This is a genomic window from Spirochaetota bacterium, from assembly GCA_034190085.1.
Taxonomy (GTDB): Bacteria; Spirochaetota; UBA4802; order UBA4802; family JAFGDQ01; genus JAXHTS01.
On record JAXHTS010000019.1, the window covers coordinates 94,507 to 112,293 of the forward strand.

The window sequence follows — 17,787 nt, forward strand, 5'->3', positions numbered from 1 at the left end:
TTTGTGCATACCAACATCGTATTATTTATTTTCTTGTAATTATCTATTATTTATGATTATAATTTATCAATACCACATGGTGTTTTGATGATTTGTTGAGATTATTATAATTAGAAATATTATACTTTTCAATCATCTCATTTTACTATGAGGTGGATTAACATAAGAATAACTCCTTCACATTGAAAGGCAATAATTCTGATTGATCAGATATTGGGATCATTGATGAGTAACTTTGATATGTCGATGAGTGATAAAATAAAGGGCTTTAGAAAGTTAATTGTATTTACGATACTATTTATCATCATAGCCAGTATCGGGACATTCACATACATTTATATTGGCGATTATATCAATTGGAAATCCTATGATTTTTTTGTAAAATATATAGATAGTAAAAACAAAAATCCACATAAGGATATAGTATTATTACTCATTGATGAGAATTCCCTACAATATGGTCATAAGATCGGCCTTGGTAGATGGCCTTGGAGCAGAAACATATATCCTGAAATCTTGAATTATCTTAACCTTACTGATCCTCCAATCGGGATTTTTTTTGATATCTTCTTTTTTGAATCTGATCTTGGCAAAGGAAATGATAGCTATTTTTCTCAAGGGGTGGCAGCCAGTGGAAATGTATTTCAAAATATGCTTCTTTTCCACAATCCAGAGAGAGAACACTCTCTACCTCTACCTCCAGATGTTATTAAAAATTACACACTCAATATAGAATCTGTTGAGAATATACATTTTACTAAAAATAAGGAAAATGAATATTCTGTGCCTCTTCCATGTCTTAGATCAGATTTTCCATGTGATCTTCCGGAGGATGAATTAAAAAGTGTTTCTCCCACAGTAATGGGATTAAATGTTGCTTCATTTAATCCAGATAATGACGGCGTGTATCGGAGGGGTCGAATCCTCTTTAATTACAGGGATTATTATTTTTCATCAATGGCGCTTTCTGCGATTATGGCCTATACCTCGGAGAAGAGGGTAAAGATCTTGCCTGGTAATGTGATTCAGGTTGGAGAATATAGAATACCTGTTGATTCAGAGGGGAATTATCTTGTAAATTATTATAAGAAGCAGCATCGAATACCTGCTTATAGCATGAGCGCCTTGATGCTATCCGCCTATTATCTGGAACAGGGTGAAGTGGATAAGATAATTATCAGGCCTGATGAATTTAAGGATAAAATTGTAATCATTGGTGTATCAGCATCGGCTGGTCAGGATTTAAAGAATACCCCAATAGATGAGACTATGCCAGGACCTGAGATCCAGGCAAGTATTATCAGCAATATACTGCAGCAGAATGAAATAATACAGGAAACGAGGTTCATAACCTATATAATTCTATGTGCAGTTATACTTATCTGTATCGCTTCAGTCTTGTTTATCAATTCCAATATTATTAAGGTATTGGTGCTAATTGGCATTATGCTAGGTTATGCTTGTGTGAATATTTGGCTGTTTACGATTTATAATTATCAAAGTCCAATAATCCTGATTCTTGGAGCAGGTCTTTTCTCATCAGCAATCTCTTTTATTTACTTGAGTATGACTGAGGGGGCGGAGAAGAGAAAGTATAGTAAAATACTGGGTAATATGATTGATCCTCACATAGTAAGCGAGGCCCTGAAGGATTTGGAATCACTGAAAAGGGGCGGCGAGAAGAATATAACAGCCTTCTTCTCCGATATCGCATCATTCTCTACAATTAGTGAGAAATTGAGCAGCGTAGACCTTGCAGCCTTGCTGAATGAATATCTATCAGCTATGACCATTATCCTAAAGGACAATTGCGGAACCTTGGATAAGTATATAGGTGATGCTGTTGTTGGAATATTCGGTGCTCCTATGGAAAATCCTGATAATGCTGTTCAGGCTGCAAAGGCATCCCTTAGGATGATAGAAAAGCTGTCGCTATTGAGGGAGAAATGGACAATGGATAATGCCTATTGTTATGAGGCGCAGGGGATGCATGTTCGAATTGGACTGAATACAGGCATGGCAAAGGTCGGTTTTATGGGTACGGAAAACCTTGCCTCCTATACTATGATGGGTGACACGGTTAATCTTGCTGCTAGGCTTGAGGCTGCTGCAAAAGATTATGGCGTCGCCATATTAGTGAGCGAGATGACTAGAGAATCTATATATAGACATATGATTCTGCGGAAGCTGGATGCTGTTCGTGTTAAGGGGAAAAGTGAGCCCGTTTTTATCTATGAACTCATTGGAGAGAACGGGGAGGTGCCACAGAATATCGTAGAATCAACAGGGCTATATGAAGAGGCATTAACACTGTATACACAGAGGAAGTGGGGAGAGGCTATTAACATGTTTGAGCAATCAATGAATGTGCGATGCATGCCTGATAAAGCAGTTGAAATGTTAATAGATAGATGCAGACTCTACCAAGGTGAACCACCACCGCCTGATTGGGATGGTGTTTTCACTAGAGTGCATAAATAATTAACGAGTTATACGATATCCATTGATGAATATTTTAAATGAGTCATTTCTATTTGTCGAGAAAGGTATAGCATTACAAATAACAAAATTAACAAGATAGTTTTATTCAATCATCGGACGCGTTTAAACGCGTCAAGATGCGCATAATATTGGCAGTTCTTTCATGTGAATAGCAGGGATAGGGTTGCTTATAAAAGATAGGAGGTATGATGAACATGAAAAGATGTGCTGTAACAATTTTTGCATTTTTATTATTTTCTTCCATTCTGTCAGCAGAGGCATTATATGTATCATCCATGAAAACGAGTCTATACAGTAAGGCCAATAGAAAATCTGCCAAAATTATGACACTCAAAAGGGGGGCAAGATTAAACCTTCTATCAACTAAGGGCCTTTGGTTGCAGGTTAGCTTTGCTAATAAGAAGGGATGGGTGTCGAAAATGGTCACTAGCAAGAATAAACCAGGCCCACGATTATCTATCCTTGGAAGCGCTGGGCATAACGCAAGGATACATGCTAGAAAGAGGGCCTCCTCTGATGTAACCGCCGCTTCTGCAAGGGGACTGGTTGATGATGATGCCAGCACTTCTTCAAAGAAGCGATCGCGGTCGTCAAATAGAAAATCAGATGGTTTTGATCCTGCGGTATTGTCGAAGATGGAAGGATTATATATACCGGAAAAGAAGCTATTGCTCTTTCTGTCTGAAGCTGGCATACAGAGTATAGAGCATTAAGGTTTATTTTGATTAAATATAAAAAGGGGGATCTATTGTGGTAAAGATAAGCACTAAAATTATTCCATTAATATTACTATTTGTTCTACCCAATCTTGTCTCAATAAGCTGTCTCTCCGGTTCAAGCAAGAGAAGAGAGGAGCATGAGGCTCGTGAGAGGATTATTAGAGAGATTGAGTATGGTCGTCTGCTTGCTTATCAGATTGTCAAAAAGTATCCTTTGCTTGAGGATGATAAAGCAAATTTTTATGTTAATAAGGTTGGCAAGAGCGTAGCTCTCTTTGCCGGAAGGACAGACATCGAGTATTATTTTGCAATACTGGATACTGATAGCATAAACGCCTTCGCTACTCCAGGCGGTTACATCTTTATTACTAAAGGAGCTATTATGCTTATGAAGAATGAGTCAGAACTGGCTGGAGTATTGGCGCATGAGATAGGGCATGTTAATTGTAAGCACATTATGAAGGAGTTGCCTCCACCAAGGGAAACCGGCAGTTTCGTTGACAGAGCCGCTTCATTGCTCGTTGCACGAGGCGCTGTTGTATCTTCTGCTTTTTCAGAGGTTGTAAATAAGGCCGCGCTGCTTCTCTTTAGTAAAGGATATAAGAGAAAGGATGAATTTGAGGCTGATAAATATGCCCTATATTATACTGCTGAAACTGGTTATTATCCTAAGGGATTAGTTGATTTTATTAAACGAGTTATGAAATACAAATCAAAGAATTCAACCGCTGTTGTCTACAATACTCATCCTTCGTCTAAAGATAGAATTGATGCGTTACAGAAAACAATTATCGCTGAAAACTTTGATCTCAAAAGGCCTAAGGTCAAGGATAGATACTGGAATGAGTTAGGTCATCTAAATAAAAAGGAGATTAGGTTATCTCAGCAACATGAATAAATCTATGATTATTTGCTAGCGCGAGTTTTTTTAATTCAGAGGAGTTATTAAATGAACAGAGCAGATATAAGTGATGTAAAGTTTTTTACATGGATAATTGTATGTATCATTATGACTTTTGGATTTATGAATAACAGAATTTTATATGCTGATGGATTGGCTACAATTGATTATAATTACATTAATGATCTAATTGGAGATAGAGCGACAGGTATGGGAGGTGCTTATACTGCTATCTCCGATGATCCCTCAGGGGCATATTATAATCCAGCAGGTCTAGTGTTTGCCTTTGATAATCAGATATCCCTTTCCGTCAATAGTTATAAAGAAAGAAATATTAAATTTGAGAAAGCTGTTGCTGATAAACCATATACTCAGGATATCTCTTCCTTCTACCCCAGCTTCTTTGGAATTGTGCAGTCGCTTGGATCTTTTAAACTTGCTGTTACTATAATAAATATGAATAATGAAATTCTTGATCAGGATGATTATTTTCCTGGTATATCCATTCAAGGATTTCCGGCAATGTCTAATATTAATTATAACCTTAATGACAATACCCTGCTTGGAGGTATCAGCTTGGCTCATTTTATCAATGATAGCATATCAGTTGGCGTGACAGCTTATGGTTTAAGAAGACGTACTGAACAAATTTTAAATCAGTTAACAACTGTTGATGCTACAGATTCTAGCGGTAATCCAATAACATATTATCAGATTCTTAATAATTATATAACTGAAGTTATTTATGGCTCTGTTTTTGAATTTGGTATGCAATATATGCCAATGGACCGCCTCTGCTTTGGAAGTAGCGTTACTATGGGAGTCATTTTCAGCCATGACTATGAACAGCAATATTTTAAAAAAGATATTAATGCTGATAGTTATTATGGGTATCCATATATATATATGACATGGTATGATGATAAAATTGATGTTGATCTGAATGATGATAAATTACCTATGGTAATTAGGGTCGGCACTGCATATTTCCCTACTAAAAGGATTACAATTTCAGCAGATATTATTGCCCATATTGGGAACAAATATTATCATAATAGCGTTAATGATACCTATAATGGAGCAGTGGGTGTAGAATATTTTGTTACAAATTATCTACCTGTGCGATTAGGTTTTTTTACAAATTTTGCAAATACCCCTAAAATTAAGAATAATATCACTGGTCAACCGATGCATGTAGATATGTATGGCTATTCTATGAGTTTGGGTTGGCAGACAAAGAGTTCATCAATTTCTCTTTCTGGATTCCTACAAACTGGAACAGGCAAGGCACAAATTATTTCTGAAAGTTATGAGGTTCAAGATGCGAAGATATGGGCATACTCTATCTCCTTAACCGGATCAGCAAGATATTAGAGAAAAGAATATCTTAATAAATTTACTGATAATTATGAGCAACATATATTTGTATTCTATACTGCATATAAAAGATCAAATAATCATCTCTTTCAATAGCAGGAGAACTTCTTCTGTGGCTCTTTGGTAATGCTGTATCAAAATATAATTGACTTTTCCCCCGAGTAAAATCAATCTTATCTACAATGAAGTGATTCTAAATGCTAAGAATAGCCTATGAGGAAATACCCACAAATTATTTATAGATCGATACCTATGCATTTTAGCTTTATTATGTGAAAAAGTCACTTTATCCTAGGTATTATGTATGTTGAAGAGATATACTTAGAAGGGTTATCTCATATTTTGGAGGAGTTCATGACTACAATACAAAAGAGAACATTTTTATCTTTTACGGATTTTATTCAGAGGTTTGGTCAAATTTTTAAAGGCCCGACATTTCTAATGACATTTATCAAGGTTGATAATCGGTTAAGAGAGAAGATATTATTAACCGTTTCAATCGCAAATAATTGTTACACCTGAATGAGCGCACATTCTACACTTGGAAAGTGGTATGGAATATCAGAAGAGGATATTGATAATCTCATATATTTAGATCCTGATAAATTCAATTATCGAGAATGGCTTGTACTTAAATACGCACAGGATTGGACATTTCTTCAGGGAGAGGAACCTGTGGGTAATTACATGCAGGATCTTAAAAAGCATTACAGCAGAAAGGAGTTATCATATACACTCAAACTCATGAAGGCTATGCTCTTTTCAAACTACCTGTTCAACCTTTTAAGAAAAAAGCTATGGAGATCTGATATCGAAGGGATTTGTGTGGGTGATTATTGTAGTATTAATCATAGCAATACTAGGAAGTTGAGCTGATTTAAAGTTATTTTATTACTATTCTATATGGGAAGTAGTAGAGATAGGATTCATCATCAAATTGCAACCCCTCTATATTTTTCAAAACCGTACTTAAATGCTTTGGAAGTATCCTATCTTTCACTTTAAGACCAAGTAATTCCATCATTGCTACCTTTTTTCCTGGCAGATGCTTCACCCTATAGTTGCCTCGGATATTTACCAAGCTCTTTGCGTACTCTATAGAGGTAATAATGCCACCAAGACTATCGATTAGATCATTTGCGACTCCCTGATTTCCGCTAAAAACCCTTCCCTCAGCAACGTTTGGGATTAAATCACTTCCAATTTTCCGCGATTGCATAACCTTTTGTGTGAATTGCTCATAAAAATAATCAACCCCTCTCTGTAAGACCTCGCGCTCTTTCTCGTTTAGACCCTTAGACTCTGAAAAGATATCAGCGAATTCGCTCATCTTAATTACTTCTTTGTTGATTCCGAGCTTTTTATACAAATCCTTTAATGATAACTTGCCTGAAATCACACCAATAGAACCTGTAATAGTGCCCTTGCTCCCATATATTTTATCTCCGGTACAGGCTACATAATATCCACCTGATGCAGCGGTATTCCCAAAGGAAAATACAACCGGTTTTTTGTATCGTTTCTTCATGTTGATGAGATAATTCCACATAAGATCTGAGGCAACGGCAGAACCTCCACCTGAATTAATCCTAATAATAACCGCCTTTATAGAATGATCCCCAAAGGCCTGTTCCAAGGCTTGTCTATAGGTTTCATCACCAATTACATTCACTGGAATACCTGAGGTTCTGGCTTTTCCTCTTATTATTGAACCTGAAACATGGATTATTGCTATTCCAGGTATCCTTCCCCATTGGTAATTTCTCTTCTCCTCAAGCAAATATTTTTCCAAACTGACTATTGAGGCAATTAATGAATATCTTTTAAGTATACTCATCTCTGCATCACTCGGATAGGCTATAACATCAATAAATCCTGCTCTTTTTGCCTCTTCGGGAGACATTATCCCCTTATCAAAGAGTGCCTCAATTCTTTCTCTGGATATTCCTCTATCTTTTACTATATCTATAAGATAGGTTTCGTTTAAATCCTTTAGAAGTGAAACAATATTTTCTCTATATTCCTCGGACATTTTATTTCTTGTAAATGGTTCATTGAAGGATTTATACTTTCCTCGTTTAACTGATTCAAATTTAATTCCTACTTTTTCAAGCAGATCCTTGAAGAAATAGACTTCAGCATTTAAGCCTGTTAGAGAGAAGGAGTTGCTTGGAGTAAAATATATCTTTTGAGATGCTGATGCTAAGTAATATTCCTTATTCCCTGATGTTGTGAGAACCGCAAAGACCCTTTTCCCGCTGACAGAAAAATTTTTCAACTCATCTCTAAGTTCCTGTATCTGGGCAAATCCTAAAGCGGCTTTGTCTATTTTCAGGATTATACCGATAATGCCATCATCCTCTCTTGCATTTTTTATGGAATTTATAATGTCATAGAAGGTTGGTTTATTTTTTCTAAAGAAGCTTTCAGCCTCTATCTCATTGATATCGTCCCTTAAGGATATGCCCAAAAGTCTTTTCGTCTCAAGAATTGGCGTACTATGCTTTTCTCCGGATATAGAGACACCAAAGGTTGAATAATTTTTTGCATCCTCCTTGTGATGTGAACCATACAGGTCAAGGATTATAGAAGAGCCTCGCATACCAAGAGGCATGGTTAATCCGAAGTTAATATTTTTATCTTTATCAGAACTTGCAAATATTGCGATATCATGCAGGAGTCGTAAGTCTGCAGAAACTGTAATATCAGATTTTTTGAATTTTTCTCCGGCTAATCTATGCGCGTCAAGTGAAATAGCAACATTTTCATATAAGGGTTTAATGGATATTGAATAGACTTCACTTCGATTTATGGTATCCTCCGTTATCCTGGGTTTGTTCAGGTCTCTGGTCACATATCCAAGTGATAGGTATCTGAAGGGTCTGAATAAAAGTCCCAAGGATAGGGATTTATAGTCATCATATTCGTTATTTATGCTTTTTGTGAAGGAATAGTCCAAACCAAAACCAATAAAATTGTTATAGAAGAAGCCCTTTGATATTTTGAAGAATTTTGTTTTGATGGATTCTATACTTTTAAACCTTTCATCATATAGGTCGTTTAACCATATATACGAAAAGGAAAATCCCGCAATATTTAGTATAAATAGGTGATTGCTTACCCTCTTGTCATTATAATTAAATAATCTGTATGCTAAAGATGTGGCTGAGGAGATATCTGAGAATGTGGGATTTATAAGCGGAGCAAAGGAGTCATGTGTATGGCTTATGGAACGATCGGGTAGGGGTAATTTAATGGGATTTTCAATCTCAGCAAAAACAGTGAAAATAAAAATATCTAAGATTATGAGAAAAATAATAGAGCAAACAATTAATAATTTGGATAGAAGCAGACATTTAGAGAATCTCAACACCGATAAGTGTAATGTCGTCTTGAATTGACTCATGTAGTTTGTTTTTGTTTATGTGTTCGATGATTGAATTCAATTTTCCTTCGACATCAACCTCAATGTTTTGAGAGATTGTGTCAAGAAGGTTTTCCTCTATAAATGCCTTATTTGTTTCATCATTATGGATTTCTACTATGCCGTCAGTATATAAAATTAGCTGGTCATTTTTCTTTAGGGTATATCTGTATGAAGGATATTCTGTATCTGGATCAGCGCCAAGTATCTTTGCTCTACCTGGAAGGAATAACAGGTTCTTATTATCATTTCTAATAATAATTGGAGCCAGATGACCAGCATTGATGTAGGATAGAATTCTCGTCTTCTTATTAAATATTCCAATAAATAGAGTGATCAATTCAATGCCTTTATACCTTGATATTAGATAGTGATTCATCTCCTTAACAGTATTCTCAATAGATTTTTTATCCTTTAACATGACATGAGCGATGATGCTTATTACTGAGAGGGTCATTGCCGCCTTAAGTCCATGTCCTGAAACATCTCCTATAATAATAGCAGTCCTATCGTTATCTATATTAATAAAATCAAAGTAATCACCCATAACCTTAAAATAGGGTCTGTTGTAGAAGCTGATATTCAATCCTCTTCTTTCCGGAGCCTTTTTGGGAAATAATCTAAGTTGAATGTATGAAGCAACATCCAGTTCTTCTTCATATCTTTTTTTATCAATATAGTCCTGTAGCAGAATGTCATTCTCTATTAATTGATATAGCTGGCTAGCTGCTGTCTGTAAGTAATTCATCTCATCGTTTGAATAAAGATCCTCGTTTCCCTTCTGTCCAATTAGCAATGCTGCCTTTACATCCTCTTCCCTGAAGATTGGCATTGCTAAATAGATGTTTCTCTCTTCAAGGAATTTACAAATACTATCTTCAAGCATGTAATTATTCATCAATGAATTTTGTATAATTGTAGCCCTATTCCTTTTAAAAAATTTTAACAAGTTCGAATCCTTTGATAAATTCTCAACATATCCATTCAGATTTTCGTATGAATTGTACATTGAATCATCAAATAATACTAATATCATAAATGATGTATTGATTAGACCGATTATCTCAGAAAAAATTTCTTCCATAACAATAGCGATATAATTCTGATTTGAGAGATGCTCAGGCGAGGTCACCCTTTCCGCAATTTTCTGCAATGAATAAACAAATTCTCCCCTTTTTCTAAATCCTATGTTATTTACACTTATTCCTATAAGTCGCTTTGCATCAAGAAGAAAGAGTAGAAATAATACTAAAATAGTATAGTAGATAATCATGTGAAAGGTCGAAGTATCTAATTGAGAAATATAATAAAGATTTGTTGAACCAATTATTGCTAGTAAGCAGTTCACTATGAATGTCAAGACGTTAGTTTTGTGAAAGGAATTGAAATTATGGTATGTGTATTGAAGCAATCCATTCCCAACTAATAGTGGAATTGCAAGAGTAAAGCTTGCAAAAAGAATTATAGAAATATATAAATCAAAATATATTAATAAGAAAAAGCAAATAATGGGTATAATGGTTCCAACTAGTATGCCTATTGCAACTGTTACAGTAACCTTGATCATATATTTATTTCTTTCTTTTATTGTAGCGTAACAGATGTTCCCAATCAAGAATAATGAGCAGAGAAATAAAAACATTAGTAGATGAGGATAGGGTAATAATCGATCAGGATCCTGTAGTCTATAGATTGAAGATATTACTATAAATATTGCATATCCTATTAATGATAATGTCGCATAACGGATGGCTTCCTTGTTCAAAATGCGATATCCAGTATGAATGCTGCTATAACCAAGCATTATAATTATTGCTAGCCATATCATTTGTGCATTATTAGAAAAAATATGCTCAAAAAGTAAAAAGTAGAAAAGACCAATCAATAATGTTAAGTTAAAATAGATTTTTGCTTGAAACAAATCAGGATTAATTATTTTAATAATATAACCCCATACATAGTGAATGTTTGCGAAAAGAATCATGAATAGCATAAGCCATAATAAATCATAGTTGATGCCTCTATTGGGTATCTTCTTCTGGATCAGTGCCCCATTCTGTTTAATTACTATCTCCAATTCTTTTAAATCTTTGTATCTGGTCAGCAGTTTAATAAGGTTCGATTTGGTTACAGGCTCTCCCTCAATTTTTACAATCCTACTCTTATATTTGATAATGTCCTCCACTGAGGAGGTATTGTAAAAGAATGTATTTCCTACAATTATTCTTTTAAAAGGATAAATTTTTGATAGTTGCACTGCTCTATTTATAAAAAAGATATTTAATGCTATTAGAAATAAAAGCAGGCTCAGATTTATAATTTTTTTAATCAAGACACTCCTCAAACCTAATGAGTATAAGAAGTTTATCCATCTCTTCGTTATCATCTTTATTTGTTTTTAGGATGCTCTTTATTAAGATCGATTTAATCTCATTTAAAGAAGCCTGATAATTATTGTATAAAATGCTTGAGTACTTAGAAATATCATCATTTATAATTTTATAAAAGATCTCGCAGGTTATGATTACGATTTCACCTGATCGAATTGTAATGGTATTGTCTTTACTCTTCCCATTCTTCTTTAATGATTGGATGTCCTTTGAGTTTTTATTAAATAACATGGGCGTGGTATATCTGTTATTAAAATAAACGAATTTTCCATTTTGATTCAAGGATGAGTGAAATATCATTAGGTCGTTATCTAAGAGATTTTTATCCTTGATCATTTTTTTTAATTGTAACACCGCCTTCGATGGCTTAAAGCCTAATCTGGCATAACTCTGATTAGCTGCCTGTATACCGGGCATGAGAACTGAGGTGCCCTTAATATTCTCGCGAATCCTGAATGTCGATATCCTTACTTCATCCTTTATCTTGTCATTAGTGAATACGTCATAATATTCCTTTGTAGTTAGGGAGGTGGTTTTATGATAGACTATGATTGAAATTCTACCAACCTGAATGTTCGGATTAGGGAATATTTTTTTCTGGATTTTTGAAGCTAATTCATATTCCTTCTCCAATTCCTTCTTTTCAAGGAAATGTAGGAAAAAGAAGCTGTTTACTGATAGAATTGCAATCTTGGAAGCAAATATTTTAAGAAGCCTCTCCTCTCCCTTTTCACTTATACCAGTTACTGAGGGAATCGGAAACCAATTGATAATTCTCATGAATATAATCTCAATTTTCGAATACTTCCTTTTCCTGTCACCAATTACAATAATACCAAGAAATGTCTCTTGATAATAGATAGGCACAATGAGTTCGCCATTAAATTTTTCAATTTCATTGATAACAGCTTTTAGGAAGGGGACTGATGGATCCAGCTTACTCTTAATAATTATATCATCAGGTCCATTAATGAGTTTATATAATATATTATTTAATTCAATTTTTGCCCCTCTGATAATTCTTCTCTTTTTGTTTTTATGATAAAAGATGTCAAATTTATCGCTCTTCTGGTTGTAAAATACTATTAAACCCATCCTGGCATTGATCAGTTCAAGAATTTGATTAAATGTTGATCTTAACATTTCATCAAAGAATTCAACATTTAAAATTGAATCAACCGTTTGGACATATAGATCCTCAAATTTGATAGGGATTATAACTGATCCTATCGTTTCATGTATAAAACTCAATAATGGGAGAGAGCCAATAATAATAATAAAAAAATATGCAACAAAATATATGCCACCCAGCCCTATATTTGACAGAGATATTGCTATGAATACTAATATTAATATAAATAATAGGTCGAAGCTATAAGCTAAAAGAAGATATACAATTCTATTCTTTAACATTATCGAGTATCGCTGTAATAATAACGAAGTTGTTTGAAGTTATACTTTCGAGGATGATATAGGTCTAAAATTACTCCTATTATTAGATGAGATGACTATATCCCCTATTATTTCAGCAGTTGGATTATAATTGTATTACTTCCACACATTACACCTGAACAAGTGGAGAGTAAGATCTATTGTTCTCTTACCCCAAAATGAGGAGCTTTATACTTTTATTAATATCATTAATTATACATTGAAATGATTCTTCAACTGTTTTTCTTCCATCTATTATAAAAAAAGAATCATCTGTAAAAGAGAGATATAGCTTCCGCACTTTTTCTAAAAAGGGTTTTCTTTCAAATATATCATGGGAATTGTATATATTCCTTTTGACTATTCTCTTTAAGGACTCTTCAGGATCAATATCAATAAGATATACCCGGTTGGGTTTTGGGAATCCCATCTCTATATTTTGAGTTAATATTGATTCAGGAGATATGTCAGAAACGCCTTGATAAGCGATATTCGAATAATAATATCTATCCATGATTATCAACTTACAATTTGTTAACGCAGGGAGGATATTCCTTCTAACGTCCTCCTCCCTGTCCAGCAAAAAGAGTTTCAACTGTTCATGAGCATCAGGCATTGTTGATCCGCTCAATAATTTCCTTATTTTATTGCCCCAAATTCCATTTGTGGGCTCAGCAAGTTTTACTACAGGCACACTCATGGCGTTGTAGTATTCATATGTCATATTACAGAGAGTGCTTTTGCCTGATCCATCAATTCCTTCAAATACTACGAAAAGGGGAAGATTATAGCTGCAATTGTCCCCTCTCATAGAATATATTTGTCCGATTTAATAAATCTTTTCTTGAACTGATCTTCAATATCCTCATAACCAGGTCTCTTCAGGAGTCCCCAGGTGATCCTTTTCCCTTGTTCGACAGCTGGTTGATTAAATGGGTTGATATTGTATAGATAACCAGCATAAGAAGTCTGCATCTCCAATATCATTATTAATTCTCCTATCTCCTCTGCTTGAAGTTTGGGAAGGATTAATGAGGCATTAGGCCTTGATGTTTCTTTTAACACAAGTTCGGTAGCTGATTCTTCAAATCTATTCAACTCTCTTAAACTTTTATGTGATAGATAATCAACCTCAGGCATTCCCTTATAGAATTCTGGTATTGTAACATCAATTTCGAAATCTTCAATTTTAAGGAATGTAAATACCTTATCATTCGGTCCCTCAAGATAGAGCTGTAATTGGGAATGCTGATCAATTGTACCCAGGGCCGGTATTGGTGTTAAACCCACTTCAACTATATTGTCGTTTATATCCCGATTTTTCCCGAGAGACTCGGCCCAAAGTTGTCTATACCAATCAGCAAAGAGATAGAGCTTCCTTGTGTAGGGTATAAGTACATTTATCCTCTTGCTTTTCCGTTGATCAAAGAGATAGTGAAAGGTTGCGTTTAGAAGCGGAATATTATCTTGAAGTTGCTTGCCGTAAAATTGTGAAATGGCATTTCTTGCACCCTGCATGAGCCTTTTTATATCAATCCCAATAAACTCTGCCATAACAAGGCCAACTGAAGATAGAATTGAAAATCTTCCACCTACATTAGAAGGGATTGGAAAGGTCATAAATCCCTCTTCGATGGATATCTTTCTTAAAATACCTTTTTCTGGATCAGTTATCGCAACAATATGATCCTGATATTTGCTGCCAACATCCTCTTTTAAGAACTCCTTTAAAATTGCAAAATTAGCATTAGTCTCAGTAGTCCCCCCTGACTTGGATATTACAATAAATAGAGTCTTCTTAAAATTTAGAATATCTTTCATATAGATAATTTCATAGGGATCAACATTGTCAAAGAAGTAGACCTTATACCTTCCATCTCTATCTTCTTCGCTAAGTTCATTCAAATACAGATGAGACAGAGAGTTTTTTAGGGCCTGAGGACCTAATGCTGAGCCTCCAATACCGATTATGGCTATTGTACGAAACCTATCACCAATGCTCGATCTGTATTCTTTCACTCTTTTAATAATGTCTTCATCAAAGGGGATTTCAAGAAATCCCAATGCCCCTTCACCTTTTTCTCTATCCATCCTTTTCAGTGCATCATCAGATTTGGCCTTTATTGAATCTATCTCTTCCTGTGAGATGCCATGTTCACTTCCAATATTCTCTTTCATAAAGTAGTTATAGTCGAATCTAATCATAGCCTTTTCTCCATAATATTTGAATAAGATACAGTTTTTAAGTTTTTTGGTATTTATTCAACAGTAATAGATTATATACTGATCAACATAAGCGGTATAAGCAAACCAGCTTGAGATTGAATCTTTAGCCTATGTTTTGATGATTAGTATGTATGACCAGTTATTAAGAATTCTTCTCCACGATTTTCTCGTATCTCTCTTTGTAATCTTGGTTGAATGTTTTCAATAAAAAGCATAGTTGCGCCAATTGTTCCAAGATTTAGTCCTAGGAATCCTAATATGGGGATTAAAGAAACGATCGAAAAACCAAGACCTAAACCCATTGTCATAAACTTATACTCCCAAGCTATCTTTAGTTTATCTCTGAATAGAAATTCTCTTTTATCGAGTGGAATTTCTATAAAGGAAAAGCCCCAAAAGAATAAGACACTCATGAAACTCAAAATTGAGTAGATTATGCTTCCTGCAACAGGAACAAAATTAAGCAAGAATATAATGATATTTACAAGTGTTAATAATATAAGAAGTTTTAGTATATTTTTTACGGTTCGAACGATGTCAGAGAAGAGTTTAGAGAGAGTATTTTTTTCTTTAAAAGTGGTCATGGTCATCAATGCCTCAACTTTTGAGGATAATGGATCGTTAAATGGCGCAGTGATGATACTTCCGGTAATGGAATAAATAAAAACAATAATAAAGGCAAGTATAAGGAAGATGATAGGTGATATTAACCATCGAATTATCTCCAGATACCATATGTCGCCTTGTGGTAAAATATTTAGAATTTCCGGGTAGATGAATATATATGAAAAATAAATAATAGTGGAGAGCAATGCTAAATTCAAAATAAAGGGGATAATGAAGTATTTCTTTAAGCCCTTTTGATCCCTTGTCATTTGTAATGCACGAAAGAATGAGGCTATACCCTTCACAAGGGTTTCTGCTGGTTTATTATAACCCTTCTCTTTAATTAAAATATCCTTAAGTTTCATCTCATGTCCTTATCGCATATATTTCAAATGGGTACCCAGGGCAAATGAGAATGTACTCTGTTATTAAAGGTTTTTTGATTTAGTGATTCTTAGTTATCGAGTGTTGTGAATAATATAACACTAAAATTGTGGAAATATATTGTTGCTAATATCCTCTACAAATCGCCATAAATAAGAAAAGAGATACAACGTAACACTCATTTATGTTAGGAAGTATTAGTGTAAAATTCAAGCCATTTTTTGTGAAAATCGAGAAGGGCAGGTCCATATATTCACATTCACAATCTCCATAGAATTCAGAAGAGGACTTTTGGCCGAGAAGATAGTATTCAGATGGGGGTTAATTCATATTCTGTAAAATACATAAAGTTGGTGTATTACACGCTGAAACACCTACATTTTGTAATCCCTGTATGAAGACCTAAATAATATTAAAAGCCAGGACACCCACAAACCGAATTGTGAATTAGATGGCTTTGCTATACGAGGTTCACTGGATGATTACTCAATGGATAATAATCTAAGAATTGATTCAACTATCAATTAATCTCAGTTTTTTTGATTGCCTTTCTAGTAATATTTTATCTAAACTGGTGTCTGATAATATTGATTTTATTATTTCATGTAGTATTTTTTAATGAGTCAACTTTTTGCGAGCAATGTAATACCAGGGACCTGCCCTGGCTCTGTTGATTTTGTGGAAAGGGATCCTCAATAGTAGTATTATCAAGGAGTATTTTTTATGAAAAGCCGCATAGCTATTATCGTTGTTATTCTACTTTTTTCATGTGGTAGATGGAAGGTAACAAAGTTGAGATCTCATAATGTATGCACTATCAACAATGGGACGGATAGTGGGAATGTAATGCTAAAATACGATGAGGATGGATTATTAGAAATCTCTTTTTATATACATTTTTATAATAATAATATTTATGCCATAGATAACATATTGAAGAGAATTCAGAAATTTAAGATGGATGGCACACCCAGACTTGTGATCGGTGATAAAAAGGATAAACCCTCCAAGACTGGTGGAGTAAGATATTCTTATTTTAATTTCAGCATAATTGGATCAATAGCGATAGATTCCAATGAAAATATATATGTTCAGAATAGATTTGCAGCATCAAAAAGACATCGTAGATCGAGAGTAAAGAAAGATATGGACTACTCTCCATCTTACATCTTGGTATTTAATAAGAAAGGGAATTTACTATATACATTGGGACAGAGGGGAAGGTCTGATATTCCCTTTTATTATATTGATAATATTGAAGTGGATAGATTGAACAGGCTCTTTGTTGTATCAAGATCATTTGATACTTGGAGTGTTTTTAGATTTACAGATAGGAAAAGGGATTTTCGAATAAACGTGGGGGAGATCGATTTCAAGGAGGCTAAGGGGGATGATTTTTATATCGGAAGGATAGAGAATATCGATGTATTTCACAATGGAGAGAGTTTGCTCGTGTCTGTTGCATACTATCATGAATTAGAATTTAAATACAGAAAGATATATGAGTATTCCATAAAAGGGGAAGGCATCAAACAGGCTATTATTGACATCCCTGAACCGAAAAATGTGCTATTTACTTCTATTGAAGATAAACTTTTGTATCTCTGGGATGTGGATGGTAAAAAAGTGAAATTTATAATTTGTAATTATAGCGGCGATATTATAAATAATGTATTGATAAAGTTTCCCAAAAGGAATAGACATTATGAGAGTATTCAAGCTGATAAACTTGGAAATATTTATTCTTATCATGTTGAAAAGGATGAGATAAAGATATTCGAATGGAGATAAGAAATGTAAATAGGGTTATTACTTATTGAATTCGCT

13 protein-coding genes are annotated in these 17,787 nt (G+C 34.3%); 7 read left to right on the forward strand and 6 right to left on the reverse strand.

Going from position 1 to position 17,787, the window contains the following annotated elements; translation table 11 throughout:
- Positions 1 to 225: 225 nt before the first annotated feature.
- From SVZ03_03895 to SVZ03_03920, 6 genes are all read left to right on the forward strand, one after another.
- Positions 226 to 2,481, forward strand: a complete 2,256-nt coding sequence (locus tag SVZ03_03895) for an adenylate/guanylate cyclase domain-containing protein (protein ID MDY6933347.1) — start codon at positions 226 to 228, stop codon at positions 2,479 to 2,481.
- Positions 2,482 to 2,696: 215 nt separating this feature from the next.
- Positions 2,697 to 3,215 carry an SH3 domain-containing protein gene (locus SVZ03_03900; protein MDY6933348.1) on the forward strand — a complete coding sequence of 173 codons (519 nt, stop codon included), beginning with the start codon at positions 2,697 to 2,699 and terminating at the stop codon, positions 3,213 to 3,215.
- Positions 3,216 to 3,252: 37 nt separating this feature from the next.
- Positions 3,253 to 4,119: a M48 family metallopeptidase gene (locus SVZ03_03905; protein ID MDY6933349.1), complete on the forward strand. Its 867-nt coding sequence runs from the start codon at positions 3,253 to 3,255 to the stop codon at positions 4,117 to 4,119.
- Positions 4,120 to 4,170: 51 nt separating this feature from the next.
- The gene (locus SVZ03_03910; GenBank protein ID MDY6933350.1) at positions 4,171 to 5,496 is read left to right on the forward strand and encodes a hypothetical protein; all 1,326 of its coding nucleotides are present in this window, start codon (positions 4,171 to 4,173) and stop codon (positions 5,494 to 5,496) included.
- Positions 5,497 to 5,853: 357 nt separating this feature from the next.
- Entirely contained in the window at positions 5,854 to 6,021 is a 168-nt protein-coding gene (locus SVZ03_03915; protein MDY6933351.1) for a hypothetical protein, read from the forward strand.
- Complete coding sequence (locus SVZ03_03920) at positions 6,022 to 6,375, forward strand: hypothetical protein (GenBank protein MDY6933352.1); 354 nt, start codon at positions 6,022 to 6,024, stop codon at positions 6,373 to 6,375. It begins immediately after the preceding gene.
- A gap of 7 nt (positions 6,376 to 6,382) precedes the next feature.
- Here the strand turns inward: SVZ03_03920 and sppA are convergent, their stop codons facing one another.
- The 6 genes from sppA to SVZ03_03950 all read right to left on the reverse strand — a co-directional run bounded on the left by sppA (position 6,383) and on the right by SVZ03_03950 (position 15,941).
- Positions 6,383 to 8,872 (reverse strand): signal peptide peptidase SppA, encoded by a 2,490-nt coding sequence (sppA, locus tag SVZ03_03925; GenBank protein MDY6933353.1) that lies wholly within the window; start codon positions 8,870 to 8,872, stop codon positions 6,383 to 6,385.
- Positions 8,856 to 11,255 carry a SpoIIE family protein phosphatase gene (locus tag SVZ03_03930; GenBank protein MDY6933354.1) on the reverse strand — a complete coding sequence of 800 codons (2,400 nt, stop codon included), beginning with the start codon at positions 11,253 to 11,255 and terminating at the stop codon, positions 8,856 to 8,858. The genes sppA and SVZ03_03930 overlap by 17 nt, the downstream gene beginning before the upstream one ends.
- Positions 11,248 to 12,726, reverse strand: coding sequence for a hypothetical protein (locus SVZ03_03935; GenBank protein MDY6933355.1), 1,479 nt, complete (start codon positions 12,724 to 12,726; stop codon positions 11,248 to 11,250). Before SVZ03_03935 ends, SVZ03_03930 begins: the two co-directional genes overlap by 8 nt.
- Positions 12,727 to 12,913: 187 nt before the next feature.
- Complete coding sequence (gene tmk, locus SVZ03_03940; protein ID MDY6933356.1) at positions 12,914 to 13,555, reverse strand: dTMP kinase; 642 nt, start codon at positions 13,553 to 13,555, stop codon at positions 12,914 to 12,916.
- Positions 13,552 to 14,949: a glucose-6-phosphate isomerase gene (locus SVZ03_03945; GenBank protein MDY6933357.1), complete on the reverse strand. Its 1,398-nt coding sequence runs from the start codon at positions 14,947 to 14,949 to the stop codon at positions 13,552 to 13,554. Before SVZ03_03945 ends, tmk begins: the two co-directional genes overlap by 4 nt.
- 143 nt (positions 14,950 to 15,092) lie before the next feature.
- Complete coding sequence (locus SVZ03_03950) at positions 15,093 to 15,941, reverse strand: EI24 domain-containing protein (protein ID MDY6933358.1); 849 nt, start codon at positions 15,939 to 15,941, stop codon at positions 15,093 to 15,095.
- 742 nt (positions 15,942 to 16,683) lie between these two features.
- Here SVZ03_03950 and SVZ03_03955 point away from each other — a divergent pair.
- Complete coding sequence (locus tag SVZ03_03955; protein ID MDY6933359.1) at positions 16,684 to 17,751, forward strand: hypothetical protein; 1,068 nt, start codon at positions 16,684 to 16,686, stop codon at positions 17,749 to 17,751.
- Positions 17,752 to 17,787: the final 36 nt, after the last annotated feature.

Coding starts and splice junctions, on each gene's coding strand:
- SVZ03_03895 (MDY6933347.1), top strand. CDS start 226: ATGAGTAACTTTGATATGTCGATGAGTGATAAAATAAAGGGCTTTAGA.
- SVZ03_03900 (MDY6933348.1), top strand. CDS start 2,697: ATGAAAAGATGTGCTGTAACAATTTTTGCATTTTTATTATTTTCTTCC.
- SVZ03_03910 (MDY6933350.1), top strand. CDS start 4,171: ATGAACAGAGCAGATATAAGTGATGTAAAGTTTTTTACATGGATAATT.
- SVZ03_03915 (MDY6933351.1), top strand. CDS start 5,854: ATGACTACAATACAAAAGAGAACATTTTTATCTTTTACGGATTTTATT.
- SVZ03_03920 (MDY6933352.1), top strand. CDS start 6,022: ATGAGCGCACATTCTACACTTGGAAAGTGGTATGGAATATCAGAAGAG.
- SVZ03_03935 (MDY6933355.1), bottom strand. CDS start 12,726: ATGTTAAAGAATAGAATTGTATATCTTCTTTTAGCTTATAGCTTCGAC.
- tmk (MDY6933356.1), bottom strand. CDS start 13,555: ATGAGAGGGGACAATTGCAGCTATAATCTTCCCCTTTTCGTAGTATTT.
- SVZ03_03945 (MDY6933357.1), bottom strand. CDS start 14,949: ATGATTAGATTCGACTATAACTACTTTATGAAAGAGAATATTGGAAGT.
- SVZ03_03950 (MDY6933358.1), bottom strand. CDS start 15,941: ATGAAACTTAAGGATATTTTAATTAAAGAGAAGGGTTATAATAAACCA.
- SVZ03_03955 (MDY6933359.1), top strand. CDS start 16,684: ATGAAAAGCCGCATAGCTATTATCGTTGTTATTCTACTTTTTTCATGT.